This is a genomic window from Pelomonas baiyunensis (genome assembly GCF_043555935.1).
Classification (GTDB): domain Bacteria; phylum Pseudomonadota; class Gammaproteobacteria; order Burkholderiales; family Burkholderiaceae_C; genus Pelomonas; species Pelomonas baiyunensis.
In genome coordinates, this window is sequence record NZ_JBIGIB010000002.1 from 612,938 (window position 1) to 631,768 (window position 18,831).

The 18,831-nt window shown below is 62.6% G+C and carries 11 protein-coding genes; 10 read left to right on the forward strand and 1 reads right to left on the reverse strand.

Features of this window, described 5'->3' with window-relative positions; translation table 11 throughout:
• The first annotated feature begins 9 nt into the window (after window positions 1-9).
• Genes ACG01O_RS09190 through brxL form a run of 5 tightly spaced genes read left to right on the forward strand, consistent with a single transcriptional unit; the run spans window position 10 to window position 12,552 of the window.
• Complete coding sequence (locus ACG01O_RS09190) at window positions 10-1,698, forward strand: DUF262 domain-containing protein (protein WP_394383735.1); 1,689 nt, start codon at window positions 10-12, stop codon at window positions 1,696-1,698.
• A gap of 49 nt (window positions 1,699-1,747) precedes the next feature.
• Window positions 1,748-6,682 carry an AAA domain-containing protein gene (locus ACG01O_RS09195; RefSeq protein ID WP_394383737.1) on the forward strand — a complete coding sequence of 1,645 codons (4,935 nt, stop codon included), beginning with the start codon at window positions 1,748-1,750 and terminating at the stop codon, window positions 6,680-6,682.
• Window positions 6,679-8,169 (forward strand): hypothetical protein, encoded by a 1,491-nt coding sequence (locus ACG01O_RS09200; RefSeq protein WP_394383738.1) that lies wholly within the window; start codon window positions 6,679-6,681, stop codon window positions 8,167-8,169. The genes ACG01O_RS09195 and ACG01O_RS09200 overlap by 4 nt, the downstream gene beginning before the upstream one ends.
• Window positions 8,170-8,179: 10 nt before the next feature.
• The gene (gene pglZ / locus ACG01O_RS09205) at window positions 8,180-10,504 is read left to right on the forward strand and encodes a BREX-1 system phosphatase PglZ type B (protein ID WP_394383740.1); all 2,325 of its coding nucleotides are present in this window, start codon (window positions 8,180-8,182) and stop codon (window positions 10,502-10,504) included.
• Window positions 10,505-10,506: 2 nt separating this feature from the next.
• The gene (gene brxL / locus ACG01O_RS09210) at window positions 10,507-12,552 is read left to right on the forward strand and encodes a protease Lon-related BREX system protein BrxL (protein ID WP_394383742.1); all 2,046 of its coding nucleotides are present in this window, start codon (window positions 10,507-10,509) and stop codon (window positions 12,550-12,552) included.
• Between the two features lie 741 nt (window positions 12,553-13,293).
• On the opposite strand, the gene ACG01O_RS09215 is transcribed toward brxL, so the two are convergent.
• Window positions 13,294-14,196, reverse strand: a complete 903-nt coding sequence (locus ACG01O_RS09215; RefSeq protein WP_394383744.1) for a hypothetical protein — start codon at window positions 14,194-14,196, stop codon at window positions 13,294-13,296.
• A 793-nt stretch (window positions 14,197-14,989) separates the two neighbouring features.
• Between ACG01O_RS09215 and ACG01O_RS09220 the strand changes: the two genes are divergently transcribed.
• From ACG01O_RS09220 to ACG01O_RS09240, 5 genes are all read left to right on the forward strand, one after another.
• The gene (locus tag ACG01O_RS09220) at window positions 14,990-15,187 is read left to right on the forward strand and encodes a hypothetical protein (RefSeq protein ID WP_394383746.1); all 198 of its coding nucleotides are present in this window, start codon (window positions 14,990-14,992) and stop codon (window positions 15,185-15,187) included.
• A 3-nt stretch (window positions 15,188-15,190) separates the two neighbouring features.
• Complete coding sequence (locus ACG01O_RS09225; RefSeq protein ID WP_394383748.1) at window positions 15,191-15,346, forward strand: hypothetical protein; 156 nt, start codon at window positions 15,191-15,193, stop codon at window positions 15,344-15,346.
• Window positions 15,347-15,633: 287 nt separating this feature from the next.
• The gene (locus ACG01O_RS09230; RefSeq protein ID WP_394383750.1) at window positions 15,634-15,936 is read left to right on the forward strand and encodes a hypothetical protein; all 303 of its coding nucleotides are present in this window, start codon (window positions 15,634-15,636) and stop codon (window positions 15,934-15,936) included.
• Between the two features lie 804 nt (window positions 15,937-16,740).
• Window positions 16,741-17,325 (forward strand): hypothetical protein, encoded by a 585-nt coding sequence (locus tag ACG01O_RS09235; protein ID WP_394383752.1) that lies wholly within the window; start codon window positions 16,741-16,743, stop codon window positions 17,323-17,325.
• Between the two features lie 424 nt (window positions 17,326-17,749).
• The gene (locus ACG01O_RS09240; RefSeq protein WP_394383754.1) at window positions 17,750-18,766 is read left to right on the forward strand and encodes a hypothetical protein; all 1,017 of its coding nucleotides are present in this window, start codon (window positions 17,750-17,752) and stop codon (window positions 18,764-18,766) included.
• Window positions 18,767-18,831: the final 65 nt, after the last annotated feature.

Sequence of the window (18,831 nt, forward strand, 5' to 3'; positions counted from 1 at the left end):
GGGGTTAAGTTGTCCAAGAAAATCAGCGGCGCAGAGTTCCCTCTGGCCAAAATCTTCAGCTCGGACTTCGACTATGTCATCCCGAGCTATCAGCGCCCCTACGCCTGGACGACAGTTCAGGCAGGTGAGCTCTTCTCCGACCTGCATGACTTCTACTGCAAGGAGGACAAGGAGGACACCTACTTCCTGGGCAGCATCGTGCTCATCAAGGAGGAAGGAAAGCCGCACGCGGAGGTAATAGACGGTCAGCAACGACTGACGACGCTGACCCTCCTGCTGGCCGCGTTGACCCACCGCGCCTCGGGGCAGATTCGCGATGCATTCCACCGCTACCTGTGCGAGCCGGGCAACGTCTTGGAAGGCCTTGCTCAGAAGCCCCGGTTGACACTCCGTGAGCGTGACAGTGCATTCTTCAAACGCTACGTGCAAGACGTGGCCCTGGACGAACTCCTGGCCCTTGACCCAGCCCAGCTGGAGAACGAGTCCCAGCGGAACATCCAGGCCAATGCGCGCCTGTTCTTGCAGCGGCTGGATGCGGCCTTCGGTGCGGACGCGACGGCGGCCACACAGTTCGGCGGCTTCCTCGTGCAGCGTTGCTTCCTGGTTGCGGTCTCGACGCCGAGCCAGCAGTCCGCGTTTCGGGTCTTCTCCGTGCTCAACAGCCGCGGCTTGGACCTGCTGCCCACAGACATCATCAAGTCTGACGTCATCGGCAAAGTGAAGCCTACTCTTCGGGAGGCCTACAACAACACCTGGGAAGAATTGGAGGTGGAAACGGGGCGGGATGGCTTCGCCGAGGTCTTCGGACACATCCGCATGATTTACGCGAAGGACAAGGCGCGCCGGGCCTTACTCGAGGAGTTTCGGGAGCGGGTGACCGCCAAGGTGCCGTCTGCCGAAGACTTGGTCACGGAGGTTATCGAGCCGTACACCCAGGCCTATTTGGTGGCCAAGCACGCGCAGTACGTCTCCACGTCGAATGCCGCTGAAATCAACGCCTTGTTCCGTTGGCTGAACCGCATCGACAACTCGGACTGGCTGCCCAGCGCGATGAAGTTCCTCGCCGAGCACGAGTCCGATGCGAGCTACGTGCACTGGTTCGTCAAGCGGCTGGAGCGGCTTGCGGCATGCATGCATGTGTGCGGCTATGACGTGAACAGTCGAATCGAGCGCTATGGCCGGGTCCTCTCTGCGCTGGAGAAGCCCCATTCGATGGCTTCGCCGGTAACGGCCATCGAACTCACCGACTACGAAAAGAGCAGCTTCCTGGCGCAACTGCAGGGGGAGGTCTACCTGATGACGGCTCGGCGTCGGAACTACCTCATCCTTCGCCTTGACTCCTTCCTCGCCGATGGGGCGGCCACCTACGACCCCTCCATCCTGACCATCGAGCACGTCCTGCCGCAGACCGTGGCCAAAGAATCAGTGTGGGCGGCCCAGTGGCCCAACGTGGCCGACCAACTGCGATGGTTGCACCGCCTGGCCAACTTGGTGCCGCTCAATCAGCGTCGCAACTCCCAAGCGCAGAACCATGATTTCGAGCGCAAGAAGAAGGCCTACTTCGCAGGCAAGCAAGGGGTGTCGTCGTACGTTCTCACCACGCAAGTGCTCAGTACGCCGAGTTGGACACCCTCAGTGGTCGAACAACGCCAGAAGGACCTGATGGAAGTCCTTTCGACATCCTGGGACCTGAAGTGATGGCAACGCGTTCGAAGCCGTAAAGGCCGGCGCAGGGAGGAACACGACCATGGACATTCGTCTCATCGAGAAAGCCGGCGTTCCGGCCTCGGAAATCGATGCGCATCAGCGTATCCAGAAGGCCTTCGACGCGGCAGCGTTCTCCAAAGGGTGGCGGGGCTACGCTTCTTTCAAGCTGCCTCGGGGAGGACCTGGAGCAGGAGACGACGACTTCGACCTTGTCCTCGTCACCCACACCCACATCGTCGTTCTTGAGCTGAAGAACTGGCGGGGCAGCAAGCTCACAGCGCGGGGCGGCAACTGGTATGTCGATGGCCAGCCGCGCGGGCGCTCGCCGGTTCCCCTGGTCAACCTCAAGGCCAAGCGCCTGGGCACCACGCTCAACACCCGTGTCGGTCCAGCGAAGACGCCGCTGGTGCTGTCCTTTGTGGTCTTGACAGGAAGCATCACGGAACTCGACCTTTCGGAGGAGCCAATGGAAGCCGAGTCAGTGCTCTTCTTGGACGAGCTTCTCGATTGGGCAAAGCAGGCCGAGTACCAGAAGTTCATCACCCGCCCGGCCCGCATCAACCCTCTTGGCTTTCTGAACGCCTACGACCTGTTTTTTGAAGGACAGAAGGGGCGTCCGGCAGGTTTCAACATCCATGGCTACCGCCCGGAGGCTCAACCGCTCTGGGAGCACCCGCGGAAGCTCTACGCCGAGTTCCGCGCCAAGGAAAAGCAGGACCCGGACAAACTTGCCTTGCTCCGGCAGTGGGATTTCGGGGCGTTGGGTAGCGAGCTCATTGGCGAAGGTGAGCGCGGATTCATCGGCCTGCGCGAGCAGCGGGTTTTTGAGCATGTCGAGCCGCGCAACGAAGAGCTCTCGCGCAGCCTGCTCAGGCCGATTGCGCGTATGGCGGAATCCGACGTCACCCGCGACTTCGCAGAACTCTATGCCTTGCCGCCAAAAGTCACCCGACTGAGCGAGTTTGTCAATTCGGGGCTGCCGAAGCTGGCTCCGTCAGAGCGTGTGGTGCTGGTGAAGGCCATGCTGCAGCGGTTTGCCGACTTGCATGACCTGAACGTGGCCCATCGTGACATCGGTGCCCACTGCCTGTGGGTCGAGCGCCCAGCCAAGGTGGTGATTTCGGGCTTTCCGGCGGCCTACTACCCAACGATGGCGACCATCGGCACATTCCGCGAGCGGGTGCAGGTGGAGCGCTCCAATCTTCCCGAGGATTCCGGTCAGTTGGAAGGTGCCACGCCGTTCAGGCGTGACATCTACATGCTCGGCGTCCTTGCACATCTGATGCTCCATGGGGAGCGTCCACCACGCGTGGACGGCCATTTCGTCTGGGAGCCAAGGGCGTCAGATGCCTTCGGTGGGGTGTTTGACGCTGCGCTCAAGACGGCACTCAGCGCAGAGCCCAAGGTTCGCTTCGAGACCGCCCGGGACATGCTGGAGGCTTTCAACGAGGCGTCCAAGAAGGACAGCGAACAGGTCATCGACCTGGCTGCCTTCGAGGTCTACCGAGCCAAGAGTCGGGTTCGTGACTACCCGGAGGAAGGGGAGCCCCTCACCGATGACGATGACTTGCTCGCATTCCGAAGCACCTTTGAAGGCCAACCGGTCCTGGTCAAGGAATGGCATGGTGTTGAGCCGGACCTGAAGCGTCCGGACCAGGCCATCCGCCTGCTCTCCTTCCTGGAGCGGGCGAGGAACCTCCGCGCGGCAGCGCTTCCAGGTGTGGCCGGCGTGCTTGACAGCGGCCTGAGCCGGCGCAGCCTGCTGGTGGTTCAGCGCTGGGTGGAAGGTGAAACTCTGGCCGAATGGCTGAAGCGGCCTCAGGAGCGTGACGCGCGATTGGGCGTGGCCCGGGCATTGACCAGCACCCTGGCGCAGATGCACGCCTTCGAGTGGCCGCATGGCGACATCAAGCCGGACAACATCGTCGTGACCGGTGAAGGACGTCCGGTGCTTGTCGACATGCTGGATTTCAGGAGGTCTGCCAGCGACGCCTACTCCACGGCTTACCTGCCTTCGGACTACAAGACTTTGTCCCCGCTTGCTCGGGACCGCTATGCCCTGGCAGCGGTTCTGGACGAGTTGCTGGTGCAGGGCCAGGATGAAGCTAGCCTGCTGGGCTTGGAGCGCGTGCGAGAAGAGATTCAGCGCCTGCTCACGGAGCGGCTGGTCTCGGCGCTTGAGCCCTTGCAGAGCGCTTTGGATGGCAAGGGGCAGTCGACCGACCTGCCGGACGTCGAACCGTACCGCATTGCCATTCGCGGGCTCGCCGGCACGGGCGTACAGGCAGGTGAACTGCTGGGCGACAACGGGTACTTCTATCTCACGATGGAGAACTCCCGGAAGAACCCGGGTTCCAGGTTGATTCATTTGACAGGGGCTGGCGTCAAGCTGACCGTGGAATGGCAGCCCCAAGAGCGTCGAGCTGCTTGGGTCACGGTCAAGCCGGCCGACCTGTCGCAGCTCATCTGGGCGCAGGACAAGTGCCTTGGACGGATTCGAGCCAGGCTAGTCGTGTCCGACGGTCCCAGAAATGATGCTTCTGACCTCGAGCCATCGCTGGAAATCTGGGACGAGGAGTTCAGCGACCAATCGACGCAAGAGGCTGAGGATGAGCGGTCTTCTGACTCACCAGCCGCTACTGTGTCGGACAAGGGTCCAGGTGACGACGGCGCGGAGCCTGCTTCGGCCGCAAAGAAGGAGCCTGAAATTGACGTCGAGGAGCTCTGGCGCGGCCTACTTGCAGCGGAAGAGGAGTCGCTGCCGGTTGCCACCGTCGTTGGTGAAGCACGTCGCAATCCGCAGCGCGAGCATCAAATGTTGCTGCCCTGCGCGCTGGACGGGGCAGGCTTTGACCCGGACATTGATGACCACACCTGGGTCGAGCGACAGAACGCGGAGGGACTGTGGCGCCGCTGCGGCGACCTGGAACTGCGAGACACCTCCTTGGGTGCGAATGCCGAACTCGCCATCGAGCGTTGGGGCGGCAAGCCGCCGAAACTGGGCGACAAGCTCAGGCTGCGCAGCAACATGGAAAGCGCGTCGCTCTCGCGCCGTGCTGCCGCTGTCGAACGCATCTTGGAAGGGCGCTCTGTAGTCCCTGACCTGATGGCCTACTTCCAGGCATCGGGTACCCAGCCGCTGCCGATGGAGTTCCACCGTCCTCCCGAAGAAGCATTGGATGCATACGCGCAGGGCAGCAAGCGGTTGAACGACAGTCAGAAGGAAGCCTTCCGCAAGGCGTTGCAGTTCGGACCCCTGAGCTTGCTTCAAGGGCCACCAGGCACGGGCAAGACGTGGTTCATCGCTTCGCTGCTGCACTACCTGGTGACGAAAGAAGGCGCGCGGCGCGTCTTGGTCGTGAGTCAGGCACATGAAGCCGTCAACAACGCCTTGGAAAAGGCGCTCGAGCTGTTCGAGGCCAAGGGCGTCGCTTTCGACGCTGTGAGGCTGGGGCACGAGTCCGTGGTCTCGGAAACCATACGGCACCTGCACTCTTCGTCGATTGAGCAGTCATATCGAGAGCGCTTCAAGGCTGAGTACAAAGAGCGCGTTGTCCGCCTCGCCACGGAAATGGGTCTGCCAGCGGAGTTCGCGGCGGCCGCTGTGAAGCTGCACGTCAACGTCGGTCGTCTGGTCGACCAGATTTCGGCATTGGTATCTGAACTTCCGGCTCCCGCTCGAGGCCGCAACGGGGATGCCGACCAGGAGGCCTCCGCCGAGGAGGTGGCAGCGCAGCGCGGCCGGCAACTGACGGAAACTTTGCAGGAAATCTGCAAACGGGACTATCAATACGACGTTGGCGAAGTGCAGCTTGGCGAGGTGTTGGACGACCTCTACGGCCAGTTGGCAGACCAGTACGAGGTTCAATCTCCGCAGGCGGTCGAGCGTCTTCGACGCCTCCTGAAGATGTCGGACGACTGGCTCAAGACGCTCGGCGAGCCTGCTGCGAACTTCGTCGAGTTCTTGGCCAAGTCACGGACTGTCGTTGCTGGGACGTTGGTCGGCATCGGTCGTAGGGCGGCCGGCGTTATCCAGAACATGTACGACTGGGTGGTCATCGACGAGGCTGGCCGTGCTGCTCCGAGTGAGTTGGCCGTCGCGATGCAAACTGGACGGCGCATCTTGCTGGTGGGCGACCACAAGCAGCTGCCACCAACGTTCGAACAAGAGGTGCGCGAGACGGTGTCTAGGAAGCTCGGCTACGCGCCTGACTCCCGAGCGTTTGCCAGTGACTTCGAACGTGTTTTTGACTCCACGTATGGGCTGACAGTCGGCGCTTCGCTGAAGGAGCAGTACCGCATGGCTCCCACCATCGGAGAGCTGGTATCGGAAGTCTTTTACGGCAGCCGCCTTGCGACGGGCCGCGGTCCCTCCTGGCTGGACACCAGTCTGCTCCCAGTGCAACTGCGTCACGAGGTCTGCTGGGTGGATACCTCAACGCTTGGGCGCAGCGCCTTTGAGAGTGCCTCGCCAGACCGCATCGATTGTTGGAACGACGCCGAAGCTGGCGTGGTCATGGGTGTGCTTCGTGCCCTGTTGCAAAACCAGGGGCTGGTTCGGGCGTTGAAGGAGGGACTTCAACCCGGTGACCCCATCGTGGGCGTCATCTGCATGTACTCGAAGCAGCGCGAGGTGCTGAATCGCCTCAAAAGCGAGGCCCGCTGGATTCCGGCAGACCTTCGGCGACTGGTCAAGGTCGACACCGTCGACAGCTACCAAGGCAAGGAGAACCGCATCGTCATCCTGTCGACGGTTCGCAACAACGCCCAGCAGACCCCAGGCTTCTTGCGGAGCCCGAATCGCATCAACGTGGCCATGTCGCGTGCGATGGAACGCCTCGTGGTCGTCGGCGCTGCGCCCATGTGGAGAGGCAAAAACGAGGGGACACCGTTGGGGCAGGTTCTGAAGAAGATTGAGTCGCTGTGTGCAGCCGACCGGGCCACCATCGCCAAGGCTCAGGAGTTCCGCGCATGAGCATCGACCATATCCCCTTCAACAGAATCACCTTCGCTCTGCCAGTGCAGCCGTTCAAGGTGACCGCGTTCATCTCCACGCAGGAACGCCTGCCCGCGGTCACCGAGTTCGTGTTGCGGCTTCTGCACACCTGCGGGCGCGTGTCGTTGGCCGGCTTCCGGGATTACTTCGGGTTCTCCGAGGCTGAAGCGCTTTCTGTCATCGAGTCACTGGACCGGCAAGGCTACGTCACGTTGTCCGAAGACCAGCTGACGCTCAGTGAAGAGATGCGGCAACGCTTTGAGACATCGCCCGACGATTGCCCATGGGTGACCAAGCTGAAGCGCCGCACGGATGTCGTTCCGTTCGACTTGTTGACGTTTTCAATGCTTGGGCGAGCCGACTTTGCGTTCGCCTCGGCGAACTGGGTGAAGCTGAACCCGCCAGCTGAGCTCGTCGGCAACAGTCTGGAAAAGGCTCGTCATGCGTACCGGGAGAGCTTCGTCCGAATCGAGCGTGAGACGGCGCGGTCACGTGGCGAGGAGCGAGAGCGGTCCTATGGCGTCCACTCGATTGAAAGCGTTGAAGCTCGGAAACCAGGTTTTGTGCCGCTGACCGTGAGTCTGGAGGTTGATGCGAAGAACGCAGTGACGGCTAGGCTGCCGAACGAGTTCGAAGCGGGGGCCAGCCTGGAGCTGCTGACGGAGTTCAGGGAGCGCGTTGCGGCTTCTTTGGAGAGCCACGCTCAAGTTGGCGAGGACGGCGTGCAAGAGTTCCTCGCGTTGTTCGAGCTCGACTTCCTTCGTCCATACGCACTGGAGGCCGACCTGAACGCACACAAGCTGGCCACGGACATCGAACGTGGTTTGAGCGCTCCAGCAGGGATTCAGCCGCTTTTCGGCGGCGTGTATCTCAAGAGGAATCGCGACGCGGTCCTGAGCCACATTCATGAGGCGCGAGGTGGGCACAAGGGGCAGCCAAGCTTCCAGAGCTCACTCGGTTGGCTCGCACCGGACTACGCGCTGTGGGGTCGCGGCGATGATTTCAAGCAGTCCGTGGACGCCTTTCGGAAGGCCATCCGGAGCATCGGCAAGGGTGATGACCTGTACGTGTTCGACAGAGCGGAGGAGCGCCAAGAGGCAGCCGTGAGAAGCATGTATACCGGTACAGGCCTGGTCGAACTCCACCTCATGCGGCCGCCACCCGCTTCGTCAGCACGCTGGCATGCTTCCCTCGAACTGATGCTGTATCCCGGGAGGTTCGCAGTGGTGCTACTTCACGCGGCGCTGCCCTCGTCGCCCGGTGCGCGCGTGCCCTTCGGATTCATTTCGACCCGTCCGAAGCACTTGCGACTGGTCCATCAGCTCATGCTCGATGCCGGAAACGGAAACCGTTACGCCGGGCGTTGGAGTCCAGGCCGCGATAGTGGCCCAAGTCGGCCGCAGACCCTTTTCGCCGCGTGTTCCTTCCTCGCGTATTCAGACATCCAGCTGTCGTCTACCCCATGACGGGTCTCAAATGAATCTCAAGTCGAAACTCGCCGAGGCGCTGCAGGCTGCGGCCAAGGTCAATCGGTCTCTGATGACCGCTCCTGCTGCGGTACTTTGGCCCGACCCTGACCGTCAGTGGCAGAAGGTCATCCCATCGCTTGCCGAGTGTGTTCCTGGTCTATTGACCTTGGGGGACTACGAGCCGGAGGCGAATCGAGGCCCAAGCATCTGGCTGAAGGCCGTTGTCGGCGGTGCGATACCGTTGCTCAAGCCCGGAGCGCTTCCCGTCATCTACTTGCCCGGCATCAGCAAAGCCGACCTGAGGGCCATCGAGTCATGTCCACGGGACCTGCAGCCGCTTGCAGAGTTGCAGTATCGCGGGACGTTCTGGGCTCAGGTGAACGGAAAGGACTGGACCGTCAACGCCTTCCTGACGTCCAAGGCTGGTGGCCTCGGGCTGGACGTCGCTCAAGACAAGGCGACCCAGGAGGCGTTGACCCAGGTACTCAATGCCGGCGTGCTGATGGAGACTGCGGTGGCGGACCTCCAGGGGCGCTCCATCAACTCGGAATGGTTGCTCAGCCTGTTGGCACCGAACCCCACCCGCGACCTACTGCTGTGGATGAACGAACCGTCTGTTGTTCAGCGTCAGTGGGGTGATGTTCTTTGGAGCGTTTTCATCAAGCGCTGCAGGTCCGACTTCGGCTTCGACCCGGTGGCCGATGGGGTGCTGGTGGCCGCCGAGCGCCTGGCCAAGGGGGAAGGCAAATGGGTTGCAGTCGCCGTGCTGTACCGCGACTCGTTCGCCTGCTTCCCGAACGTGTACCCGCTGCTGGCGAAGGTCCAGCCGCCGCAGATGGGCCTGTTCCCAGACCAGGAACTGCTGGCCGGCTACCCGCAGGCCAACGAGGAATGCGAAAACGCCCTGCGCTACGCCTTGGCAGCCTGCGCGAGCATGGACGCGGCCCAGGCGCGTACAGCGGTTGCTACCGCAGAGAAGGAGCACGGGCAGCGTCGAGGCTGGCTGTGGTCGCGCATGGGGCGCTCGCCGTTGGCTGCCGCACTCGAGCATTTGGCAGAAGTTGCCCAGCGAAGCGCGGTTCTCCCAATCGGACAAACACCAGCGGAGCTGGCGGCCAGCTACCAGCAGTCGGGATGGCAGGTCGACCAGGCGGCACTGAAAGCACTCGGCTGCGTCCAGGCAAAGAGCGATGCTGAACCCGTTGGCGCGGCCTTGCGTGCGATGTACCTGCCCTGGCTCGAGGAATCTGCCAGGAGGCTGCAGGAAGCGGTCAAAGACACTGGTGGCTTGAAGGCGCTGTCGAGTCCGAACAACGGAACGCTCACGGAGGGGACATGCACGGTTTTTGTCGACGGCCTGCGGTACGACGTTGCCCGACTGCTGGAGCAGCGCCTTTTGCCGCTTGGCAAAGCCAGCGTTGAGGCCAACTGGACCAGCATGCCCTCGGTTACAGCTTCCGGAAAGGCGTGGTGCTCGCCGGTGGCAGGTTTCATCGCCGGCACAGCAGACGATGTTGACTTCGAGCCCAGGGTGGCCGCCGACGGCAAGCCGCTCTCGGCTCACAATTTTCGGAAACTGCTGAGCGAACAAGGTGTCTCGCCTCTTGAGAAGCACGAGACCGGGGACCCACAGGGCCGAGCATGGACCGAAGCCGGCGACCTCGACCACTACGGGCACGAGCACGGCGTACGCCTGGCTCGCGACATGACGACCCAGCTGGACCAGGTCGTCGAGCGCATCACCGAACTTGTCGATGCCGGCTGGAAACGCATCCGCGTCGTCACTGACCACGGTTGGTTGTTGCTCCCCGGGGGGCTTCCGAAGTCTGAATTGGCGAAGCACCAGGCCGAGACCCGCTGGGGTCGATGTGCTGTCCTCAAGGACAGCGCCCATGGCACGCCGCTGACCTTCGGCTGGGACTGGTGCAAGGATGTGCAGGTGGCCTACGCCCCTGGGGTGACCAACTTCATGGCCGGCGCAGACTATGCGCACGGCGGTATCAGCTTGCAAGAATGCCTCGTCCCTGTCTTGCAGCTGGAATGCGCCGGTACGGCTTCACCAGGTGCTGCCGTGACGATTCAGTCGGTCACATGGAAGGGCCTGCGGTGCACAGTGGTGGTGGCCGGTGCCTCGGTGGGCCAGCGGGTGGACATCCGCACCAAGGCGGCTTTGGCTTCCAGTTCGCTTGCAGCGAGCAAGCCCCTTGATGGTGGGAAGGCCAGCCTGGCGGTGGCCGATGACGAGCAAATGGGCGCAGCAGCCGTGGTGGTGGTGCTTGGGGCCGACGGCGAAGTCGTGCAGAAGCAGGCGACCACGGTGGGAGAAAAGTGACGATGCAACTCGACGAATTGGACCGAAAGGCTACGGCCGCTTACGAGGGCTACGTGGTTCGCAAGGACTTGGTGCGCACGTTCAGCCGCCAGTTTCCGGTGCCGACCTATGTGGTCGAGTTCCTGCTCGGCCGCTACTGCGCCACGACGGACGAAGCCGAAATCCAGGAAGGCCTGGACATCGTGCAGCGGCAGCTGGGCTCTCGCACCGTGAAAGCCGGCGAGGAAGAGCTATTCAAGGCCAGGGCCCGGGAATCGGGCTCCGTGAAAATCATCGACATCATCACGGCCAGGCTTGATTCCAAGACTGACTCCTACGTCGCCACCTTGCCCAGCTTGCGGTTGAACGAGGTTCGACTGACTCCAGAGATGGTGAAGGACAACGAGCGCATGCTGACCGGCGGCTTCTATGCCGAGGTCACCTTGGGCTACGACGCTTCCATCGCACAGGAGAAAGGTGGCCGCCCTTTCGGCGTCGATGCGTTGCGTGCCATCCAGCTTTCCAAACGCGAAGTCCTGGAAGCCCTGGCCAAGTGCCGCGAACAGTTCACGACAGCCGAGTGGCGCGACCTGCTGCTGCGCAGCGTCGGCTTCGAACCTGAAACGCTGCCCGAGCGGGCCAAGGATGCCCTGTTGCTGCGTATGGTCCCCTTCGTCGAGCGCAACTACAACCTGGTCGAGCTGGGGCCGCGTGGCACCGGCAAGTCGCACCTGTTCCAGCAGGTGTCGCCCTACGCGCACCTCATCTCCGGCGGCAAGGCCACCGTGGCCCGCATGTTCGTCAACAACGCCAGCGGCCAGCGGGGCCTGGTATGCCAGTACGACGTGGTGTGCTTCGACGAGGTGTCGGGTGTCTCCTTCGACCAGAAGGACGGCGTCAACATCATGAAGGGCTACATGGAGAGCGGCGAGTTCTCCCGTGGCAAGGAGAGCATCCGCGCTGACGGCTCCATCGTGCTGGTGGGCAACTTCGACGTGGACGTGGAGCACCAGCAGCGCATCGGACATCTGTTCGGCCCGTTGCCGCCCGAAATGCGTGACGACACGGCCTTCATGGACCGCATCCACTGCTTCCTGCCAGGCTGGGACGTGCCCAAGCTCAACCCGGGGCTGTTCACTCAGCATTTCGGCCTCGTCAGCGACTTCCTGTCCGAGTGCTTCACACAGCTGCGCAACCAAAGTCGCGTGTCCACCCTGCAGGGGCGGGTGTACTGGGGCGGAGCACTCTCCGGCCGAGACCTCAACGGCGTCAACAAGACCGTGAGTGGCCTGCTTAAGCTGCTGTACCCGAACGCGGACACGCCGGTCAGCGACGAGGACCTGGAATGGGCCGTGCGTCTGGCGCTGGAAGTGCGGCGGCGGGTCAAGGAACAACAGAAGCGCATCGGCGCGGCCGAGTTCCGCAACACGCACTTCAGCTACACGATGGGCGCTGAGGGCGTGGAGAAGTTCGTCAGTACACCCGAGCTGCAGAGCCAAGGCGGCATCGGCGACGAGCCATTGGAATGCGGCCAGATTTGGACGCTGAGCCCCGGCGGACAGGATGAGCACCCAGGGCTGTTCCGCCTTGAGGCCACAGAGGGGCCGGGCAGCGGCGTGCGGGTGCTCAACAACCCGGTTCCGGCCCCGTTCAAGGAATCGATTCGCTGCGCCGAGCAGAACCTTTACGCCCGCTCACAGCAGCTGGTTGGCGACCGGGACCCGCGGTCACACGAGTTCTCGGTGCAACTGCGAGGCTTCGACGCGGCCAAGTCCGGCGCCAAGACGGGCGTGGCTGCGCTCATCGCCCTGTCCAGCGCGTTGCTGAAGAAGTCGGTACGCGGTGGCTTGGTGGTTGCCGGTGAGGTGACGCTGGGCGGCACCATCGAGCCCATTCACAACGCCGTCACGCTGGCCGAAATCGCAGTCGAAAAGGGTGCCAAATCCCTGCTGCTCCCGGTCTCGTGCCGTCGGCAGTTGTTCGACCTGTCCGACGAGATGGCGACCAAGCTCGATATCGAGTTCTATCAGGACGGGCGGGATGCGTTGTTGAAGGCGCTGGCCGATTGACGCCGCTAATTTGCCGGATGGCCACCGTCAATGCTCACTGACTTTGCCATCGCCGATTCCACAACCCTCCAGTGCCTGCGAGGTGTTAGTGAAGTTGTGATTGGCGGCGACGCTCTTGCACTGGGCCCGCTGGTCGAGACATTGATGTTCCGGCGAAGGAGCATCAGTCCAAGTCTTCGCCTCAAGGTCTCAGTTCCGCCAGAAGTTGGGAGTGCGCTTCGTCAACTTCCGGCAGACCGAACCTGGAGCTTCAGGCAGTCTGGCGCAGTCGGTGTTTTGCGAGCACAACACGGGACGCCATCTGAGGCGGACGAACTGGAATCGCAGCGATTCCTGCTTGCACTCCTTCGCGCCGCCACCTCCGCAGGAATGCCCAGACCGGCGGCCCAAGCCATCGCCGGCGCGGCAGGCGAGCTCTTGGACAACATCACGCAGCACGCGGGCACAGGTGAAGACGCTCTCGCGGCCTTCAGTACGGAGGCCGGCTCGCTCTGGCTTTCTGTAGGTGATGCCGGGCAGGGCATGTTGCCCACGTACTCGAAGTACCCGGTTGTCACGTCAGCGAAGGATGCCCTGCAAATGGCCGTCGTGGAGCATCGTTCGTCTACTGGTGAACCTGAGAGAGGGCAGGGCTATCGAGACTTGCTGCGTGCGCTTGGCTCGCTTGACGCGTCTTTGCGAGTCCGAACCGGAGACGCGAGCTTGGAATGCGAAGGGGTGGCAGGCTCTCGCCCATGGGTTTCACGTGAACAGGTGCAACTGGTCGGCTGCGTTGTCAGTGCCCACCTGCGGTGGTAGAACTGGTGGCCTCAGGTCAAGCACTTGCTGGGGCGAAGGCGTCAGGGTCAAGCTTGATGAGTGGTACCGTCGCTCGGCGGCGCTGACTAGCCGCTTGAATAGTGCTCCGATGGGTGCTTCTGGACTACCCTGCCGGGGTCGATACCGTAGCACTTCATCTGCTCCGAACGTCGGCTCTTGGCGATGCATTGCCTTGAAGTAGGGCGTTGCATCCAGCCAAAGGACTTGTTCGAAGGACTTCTCTAGTCGATGGGCATGTTCCGCCGCACCCCGCACAGCGATGAGAAGCGGCCTTCCGACGCTGGCCCGGAGCTTCTCCAGGCGAGCAATGTAGCGGTCGGCATCTACTCCGAGCTTTGCGCCTGTCAGGAACTCAAATGCGATGGATGTCACTTCAGGCCGAGCCGCGATGAAGGCAGCCCAACGCTCGAAGTCGAAATCCGTTCGACCGTTGATGTGCAGGGCGGTTGGAAGTCCGGCCTCGTTCATCGAGTACCACATCCAGGCAATTCGCTTCATCGCATGCAAATTGTCCTGCCGCGGTGAGTCCAGGTAGAGACTGTAGTTCGGGGAGGTCGCGAAAATTGCTCCAGCTTCCTTCATGGCCTTGAAGGTCTCGCGAAGACCTGACAGGCCCCACGACCGTTCAACATAGCGGTCGTCCTCGATGCCAGTGAGCACCCAGCCAGTCTTGGCGACTACTCCGTGGTCACGCTTCAACTCTGCTGCTGTCTTAGCCCTTGTCTTGCGACCTCGTCCTGTGAGGGCTCGAGTCAGCGGGATGGCCGCGAAATCCAGCTCGACCGGCCGGCGCTGAGCGACCTGCCCCTCAAGAATGGTCACCATCGACGGCAACTTCGGGAGTTCCGGTGTCGCCTTCCGAGGAATGTTCTCCAGACCGAAGCCGCGAACTTCGCTGAACCTTCGCGCGAATGTCACTGGTCTCTTCGGGCAGACCAAATCGCACTTGGTGTCGTCGACGCACCTGCAGTGGTCCATGCAAGTGAGTAGGGTGGTGCCATTCGGCAAGTGCAATCCACCACAGGTGGTTTTGTCAGCACAGCCTTGGCAGCCGAGTAGTGGTTGCGCCGAACCGATGTCCTTGAGGAGCCACGCTCCATCGTGAGCTTCGCGCGGCAACATCGGTCAGACCTCGTACTCGATGTCGGTTACGCCGACTGCATCTAGGTTCTGGTAGACCCTCCCAGGCATGACTCCCTCATGCTGGTCCAGGACATCAAGTAGGCCGGGCGATGGCGCTTCCACTGTAGCCACCTGACAGATGTCCCTGGTGACGGCAACTCCGCCGTTCATCATTCTGCGGACGAGAACTTGGTCGCCTGGGCGAAGCACATGGCCAGCCTCGGTTGTCGCTCGAAATACCTCTCGCGCAGTGCCTCCGGACCCAGCGAACAGGTCCATGGTGCGGCCGAAAAACTGGCGGCTCCAGGCCTTGGTGTGCTGTTGGCGTTTGCTGCGGATGAAATCAACCCCCATACGTGAGACCCCCGATGACAGGTGAGTACAGCTTGCGTTTGCCTACCTTTCGTTCGCGAAGTAGGCCCAATGTGTGGAGCGAGACCAGACGATTGTTCCACGCAGTCACCACGCCAACCTCGTTAGCTAGCTGACTGACAGCTTGGGCGTCAGCCTCGCCGGCTTGCAGTACCAGGCGCAAGGTTTTGGCAACTTTCTCGTCCAGCTGCCCGCGGACTACAGGGCAGCTGAGTTGGCCACCTTTGAGTTCGGCTGCAACGTATGGCAGGTGCATGGCCTCGGCGACCAGGTCAGCCTCCGCCAAGGCGTCTTCAGACAGATTCCCGAGAACGAAGGCTGAGCCTTGGCAGGACGCAAGCGCTTGAATGCCTTGGATGAGCCGTCGAAGTGCGCTTCCGCCGAGCGCTTCAACCTCACGGAAGTCAAGGACGACCGGCTCACCTTGGACGTGGTCCAGGAGAGGCCCTTTGACGGCCTCTACACAGCGGTCGCCACCTGATACTCCGGTCAGGATAGACCGGCCCGTCAGGGCCTGAAGTTTGAGATGCTGCATTTCATTCACTCAGTCATGTGAGTGAGTGAAATATACATCCTCTGGTCCAGGAGTCAAGGCCCTACAGCAGAAGCCTGCAGTTCCGAAGGTGGCGGTGGGCCCCGGGCTCGCTCCGATACGGCAGGCCACCTTGGGCGTTGAGCACAAACCTGCCGACCCAGGGCCGATAGCGTGGGCATCGAAATGCAGGTGTTTGGCCCACGCTCCGCCTGAGCGAAAGATAGAGACATGACGTGAGCCACACCGGCAACACCCCAGAGCTGGACGCTCTCATGCTTGAGGGCGCCGAGAACCTCGAGGACCTGGGCGACTCCCGACTGCGCGAGTACGCGGTCTACGCGCTGAAGGATGAGGCGGGCCACGCCAAGCAGCAACTTGAAGGAGTTGGCTGCGATGGCTGGCGGCAGCCTGCCCGGACCCGCGAGCGCCACGCAGAGGTCCTTGCCCGCAACGAGGGCGCCGGACTGGTGCAGATGTTCATCGAAACGACAGAAAGCCTTGAGCGCGAGCTCAGGGTACGTGCGATACCGAACTGAAGCTCTCATTGAGCTTCTGCCGCCCTTCGCGGCGGCCATCGGGCAGAACGCGGCGGCCTAGCGCCGACGGCCCCCAGGGACCTCGTTGCTACAAGTTGTGCCATTCGTCCGTTCGCACTCCTTGTGATTTCTCCTCGGATACAAAAGCCCGTACCGACCATATCGGCACGAACTTGAGGCCTCTTGAGGGGCTGCTTGCGGGTGCCGAGAAATGGTCCACAAACAATTCTTGCGGTGCGCAGTCGAGCCCTCTGTACGTTGCAGCTACGACCGTTCGGCGGCTATAGTGGCACCCGTCGCAACGACAAGTTGATGGCTGAGGCTTAGTCAGACATCAAGCGAGCAGATGCTCGCAGCTCCAGGCCCATGGCCCTGTTGAGCACCGCAGCGAAAGCTGCCTTCCCCCCATGTGGAAGTACCGGCCGCAGTGACCTTCGAGGTCGCTTGCGTGGCGCCATGCGCCCCGGTTCTTTCACAATCTGCACGCAGCACATCCGCCGGCATCCCCGCTCGCACCGGACCCGGAGGCTCTGCTGTATCCGTTCTCTCGTACGGTCAACACGAGCGGCGGGCATAACCCCGCAGGAAATGGTCTCGAGGCGCCGAAAGGCCTCGGCAGGCGAAATCACCTGCATTCATCGAGGCGCACCGCCTCCCAGACACCTCCTGGGCTCCTCGCCCCGACCGGCCTCCGGCCGCTGTCCGCAGCCGGCCCGCAGCGCAGCGGCCTGGAGTTCAGTCGACACCATCGCGGCCAGTCCTCGAACTGGCTGCCCCAGGCCACACGGCCAAAGGAACAACACCATGAAGAACGAAACCTCGAACCCCCGAGGCAACACCGTCCGCTGGAGCGCCAACAAGCGCAGTTTCACCATCGACCTGCTCCCGGGCATGAATCTGGGCGACATCAAGGCCATGACCCAGAGAGCGGTCGACCAAGCCGACGCGCAGCGAGCGGAACGCCGGACGGCGGCGATGGCCCTGGCCAGTGTTCGGCATTGCCCCGTGCTCGTGATGGCGTTGGTCGCCCGCTCCATCCAGCGCGACGACAGCCTCGACCAGATGTGCCGGCTCATCGGCCTGCGCTACGGTCAGCTGCGCTTGCTGGTGGAGGGCAGCCACGACGTCGCCCGGCAATCCCCTGAGTTCTACCGAGCCTGCGCCACCTATCTGTCCTGCAGCACCTTGAGCATCGAGCTCCTGGCCGGACGCGTGGAGCGCGAAGACCTGGTGTCACCTGGCAGTCCAGATGACCAGCACTGGCAAACGGCCCGCGAGACGGCGGATGGCATCGCACTGCGTGCCTTGCAGACATTGGCCGATGTGAACAGTCGCCTGCCGGACCCCAAGGTGTCCTGCCTGCCCGAGTGGCTGAGCAAGGCGAACTGACCAACTCGGCCGCCGACCAACACTGCTGCTACGTTGGTCGGTTGACCCAGTTCAGGTGGGCTTTGATTGCCATCGGTGATGGTGCCCGCCACAATGAGAACACATTGACCGGCCCAATTCTGCGGCCGAGATAAGCAAGCCCCGGCGAACGCTGCGAGGCAAGCAAAGGACCGAGGCACCTGGCCTCGGTGGGGCAAGACCCCCGCGGGACCACCGACGGCATTGACCGTCGGTCGCGAGAACGCATCCACCCCCTTGCACCGTCACATCGACATTCTCGGCATTCGCCGGGAGGACGTTGCCAGACCAACCGACTCTCGGCCTCCCGAGGACGGTTCCTGACAGTCGAGCAAGGGGACGTTGTCAACAGCCCTACGCAGACGAGTCAACGAGCTCGGCTCGTGGGGCACCGCGCAAAGTCACCATGAAAAACTTTCCCTTCCCGAATCACCGCAACGCCGGCCTGCAGCCCGAGGATGCCCACATGCGCCAACGACTGTGCACGAAGGCGCTGCACGAATTGCACCTGCACGAGGAAACCACCGAGCCCAACACCTGGCAGGCACTGGTCAGCTGGGCCACGCTGAACCAAGACCTGGCAGACAGCCGGCGACCGACAACGCATGGCATCGATGGCCTGTACCTGCAGCATGAGGTTCTGCTCCCGAACGCTGAGGCCGCCGCGATGTTCCTGGCCACCGTTGCGATGCAGGAGCTGGCGCTTGAGCCCCAGCGTGTCGAGCAGCTCACCGAGACACTGCCTGACCACCGGGTGACGTTGGTGGGGTACTGCGACTGCAGCGCTCTGGAGCTGACGAGGCGCAGCTCTTCTCTCATCCTTGGTGCGCGGGCCTTGCTGGGCGGGTACGAAGGCTATGAAGAGGTCCAGGCTCCGCTGGTTGATGAGCCCGGGGTGATTCGCACCAATCTCATGCACTGCTTCACCCGGGACCTGAAGGCACCGGTGAAGCCACCTCGGCGGCTCAATGCGCTTGCCGAATGCATCCAAGATGCCGTGAAGATGCGTTCTGTGCTGGCACCGTGGGTGCTTTCGTGGACGGACGCCACGGCACAGGCAGGCGTATCTGACGGAGACCGCGTCGGACCGGGCCGCGATATCAACCTGGTGATTGCCCAGGACGCGCCCTGCGTAGACCACCTTGCCTGGCTGCTAGCCACCGTGCCGGACCTTCATGTCGCCGCTGAGACCCTCCGAAGCGCCGCTCACTACACCGGTAGGCGGCTGCCTCCGGGCCTCATCGAGCGCATGACGCCGCCGCTCGACGTCCGACAGGTCATGGCCGACCGCCTCTGCGCGCTTTGCGATGCCCTGGAGGACATGGCCTGTGACGCCAAGGCCGCGCGTGACGCGGTCATCCGCACGCTGCCTGGCAACCGAGCGGCGACCAGTCGGTCTGGGAAGGGCCTGAAGACCCTCTGAACCTCATCTGTGCCACCGAAGCCGGATTCGCCCTCGGTGGCTTGTGCCGAATTCAATCAACTTCG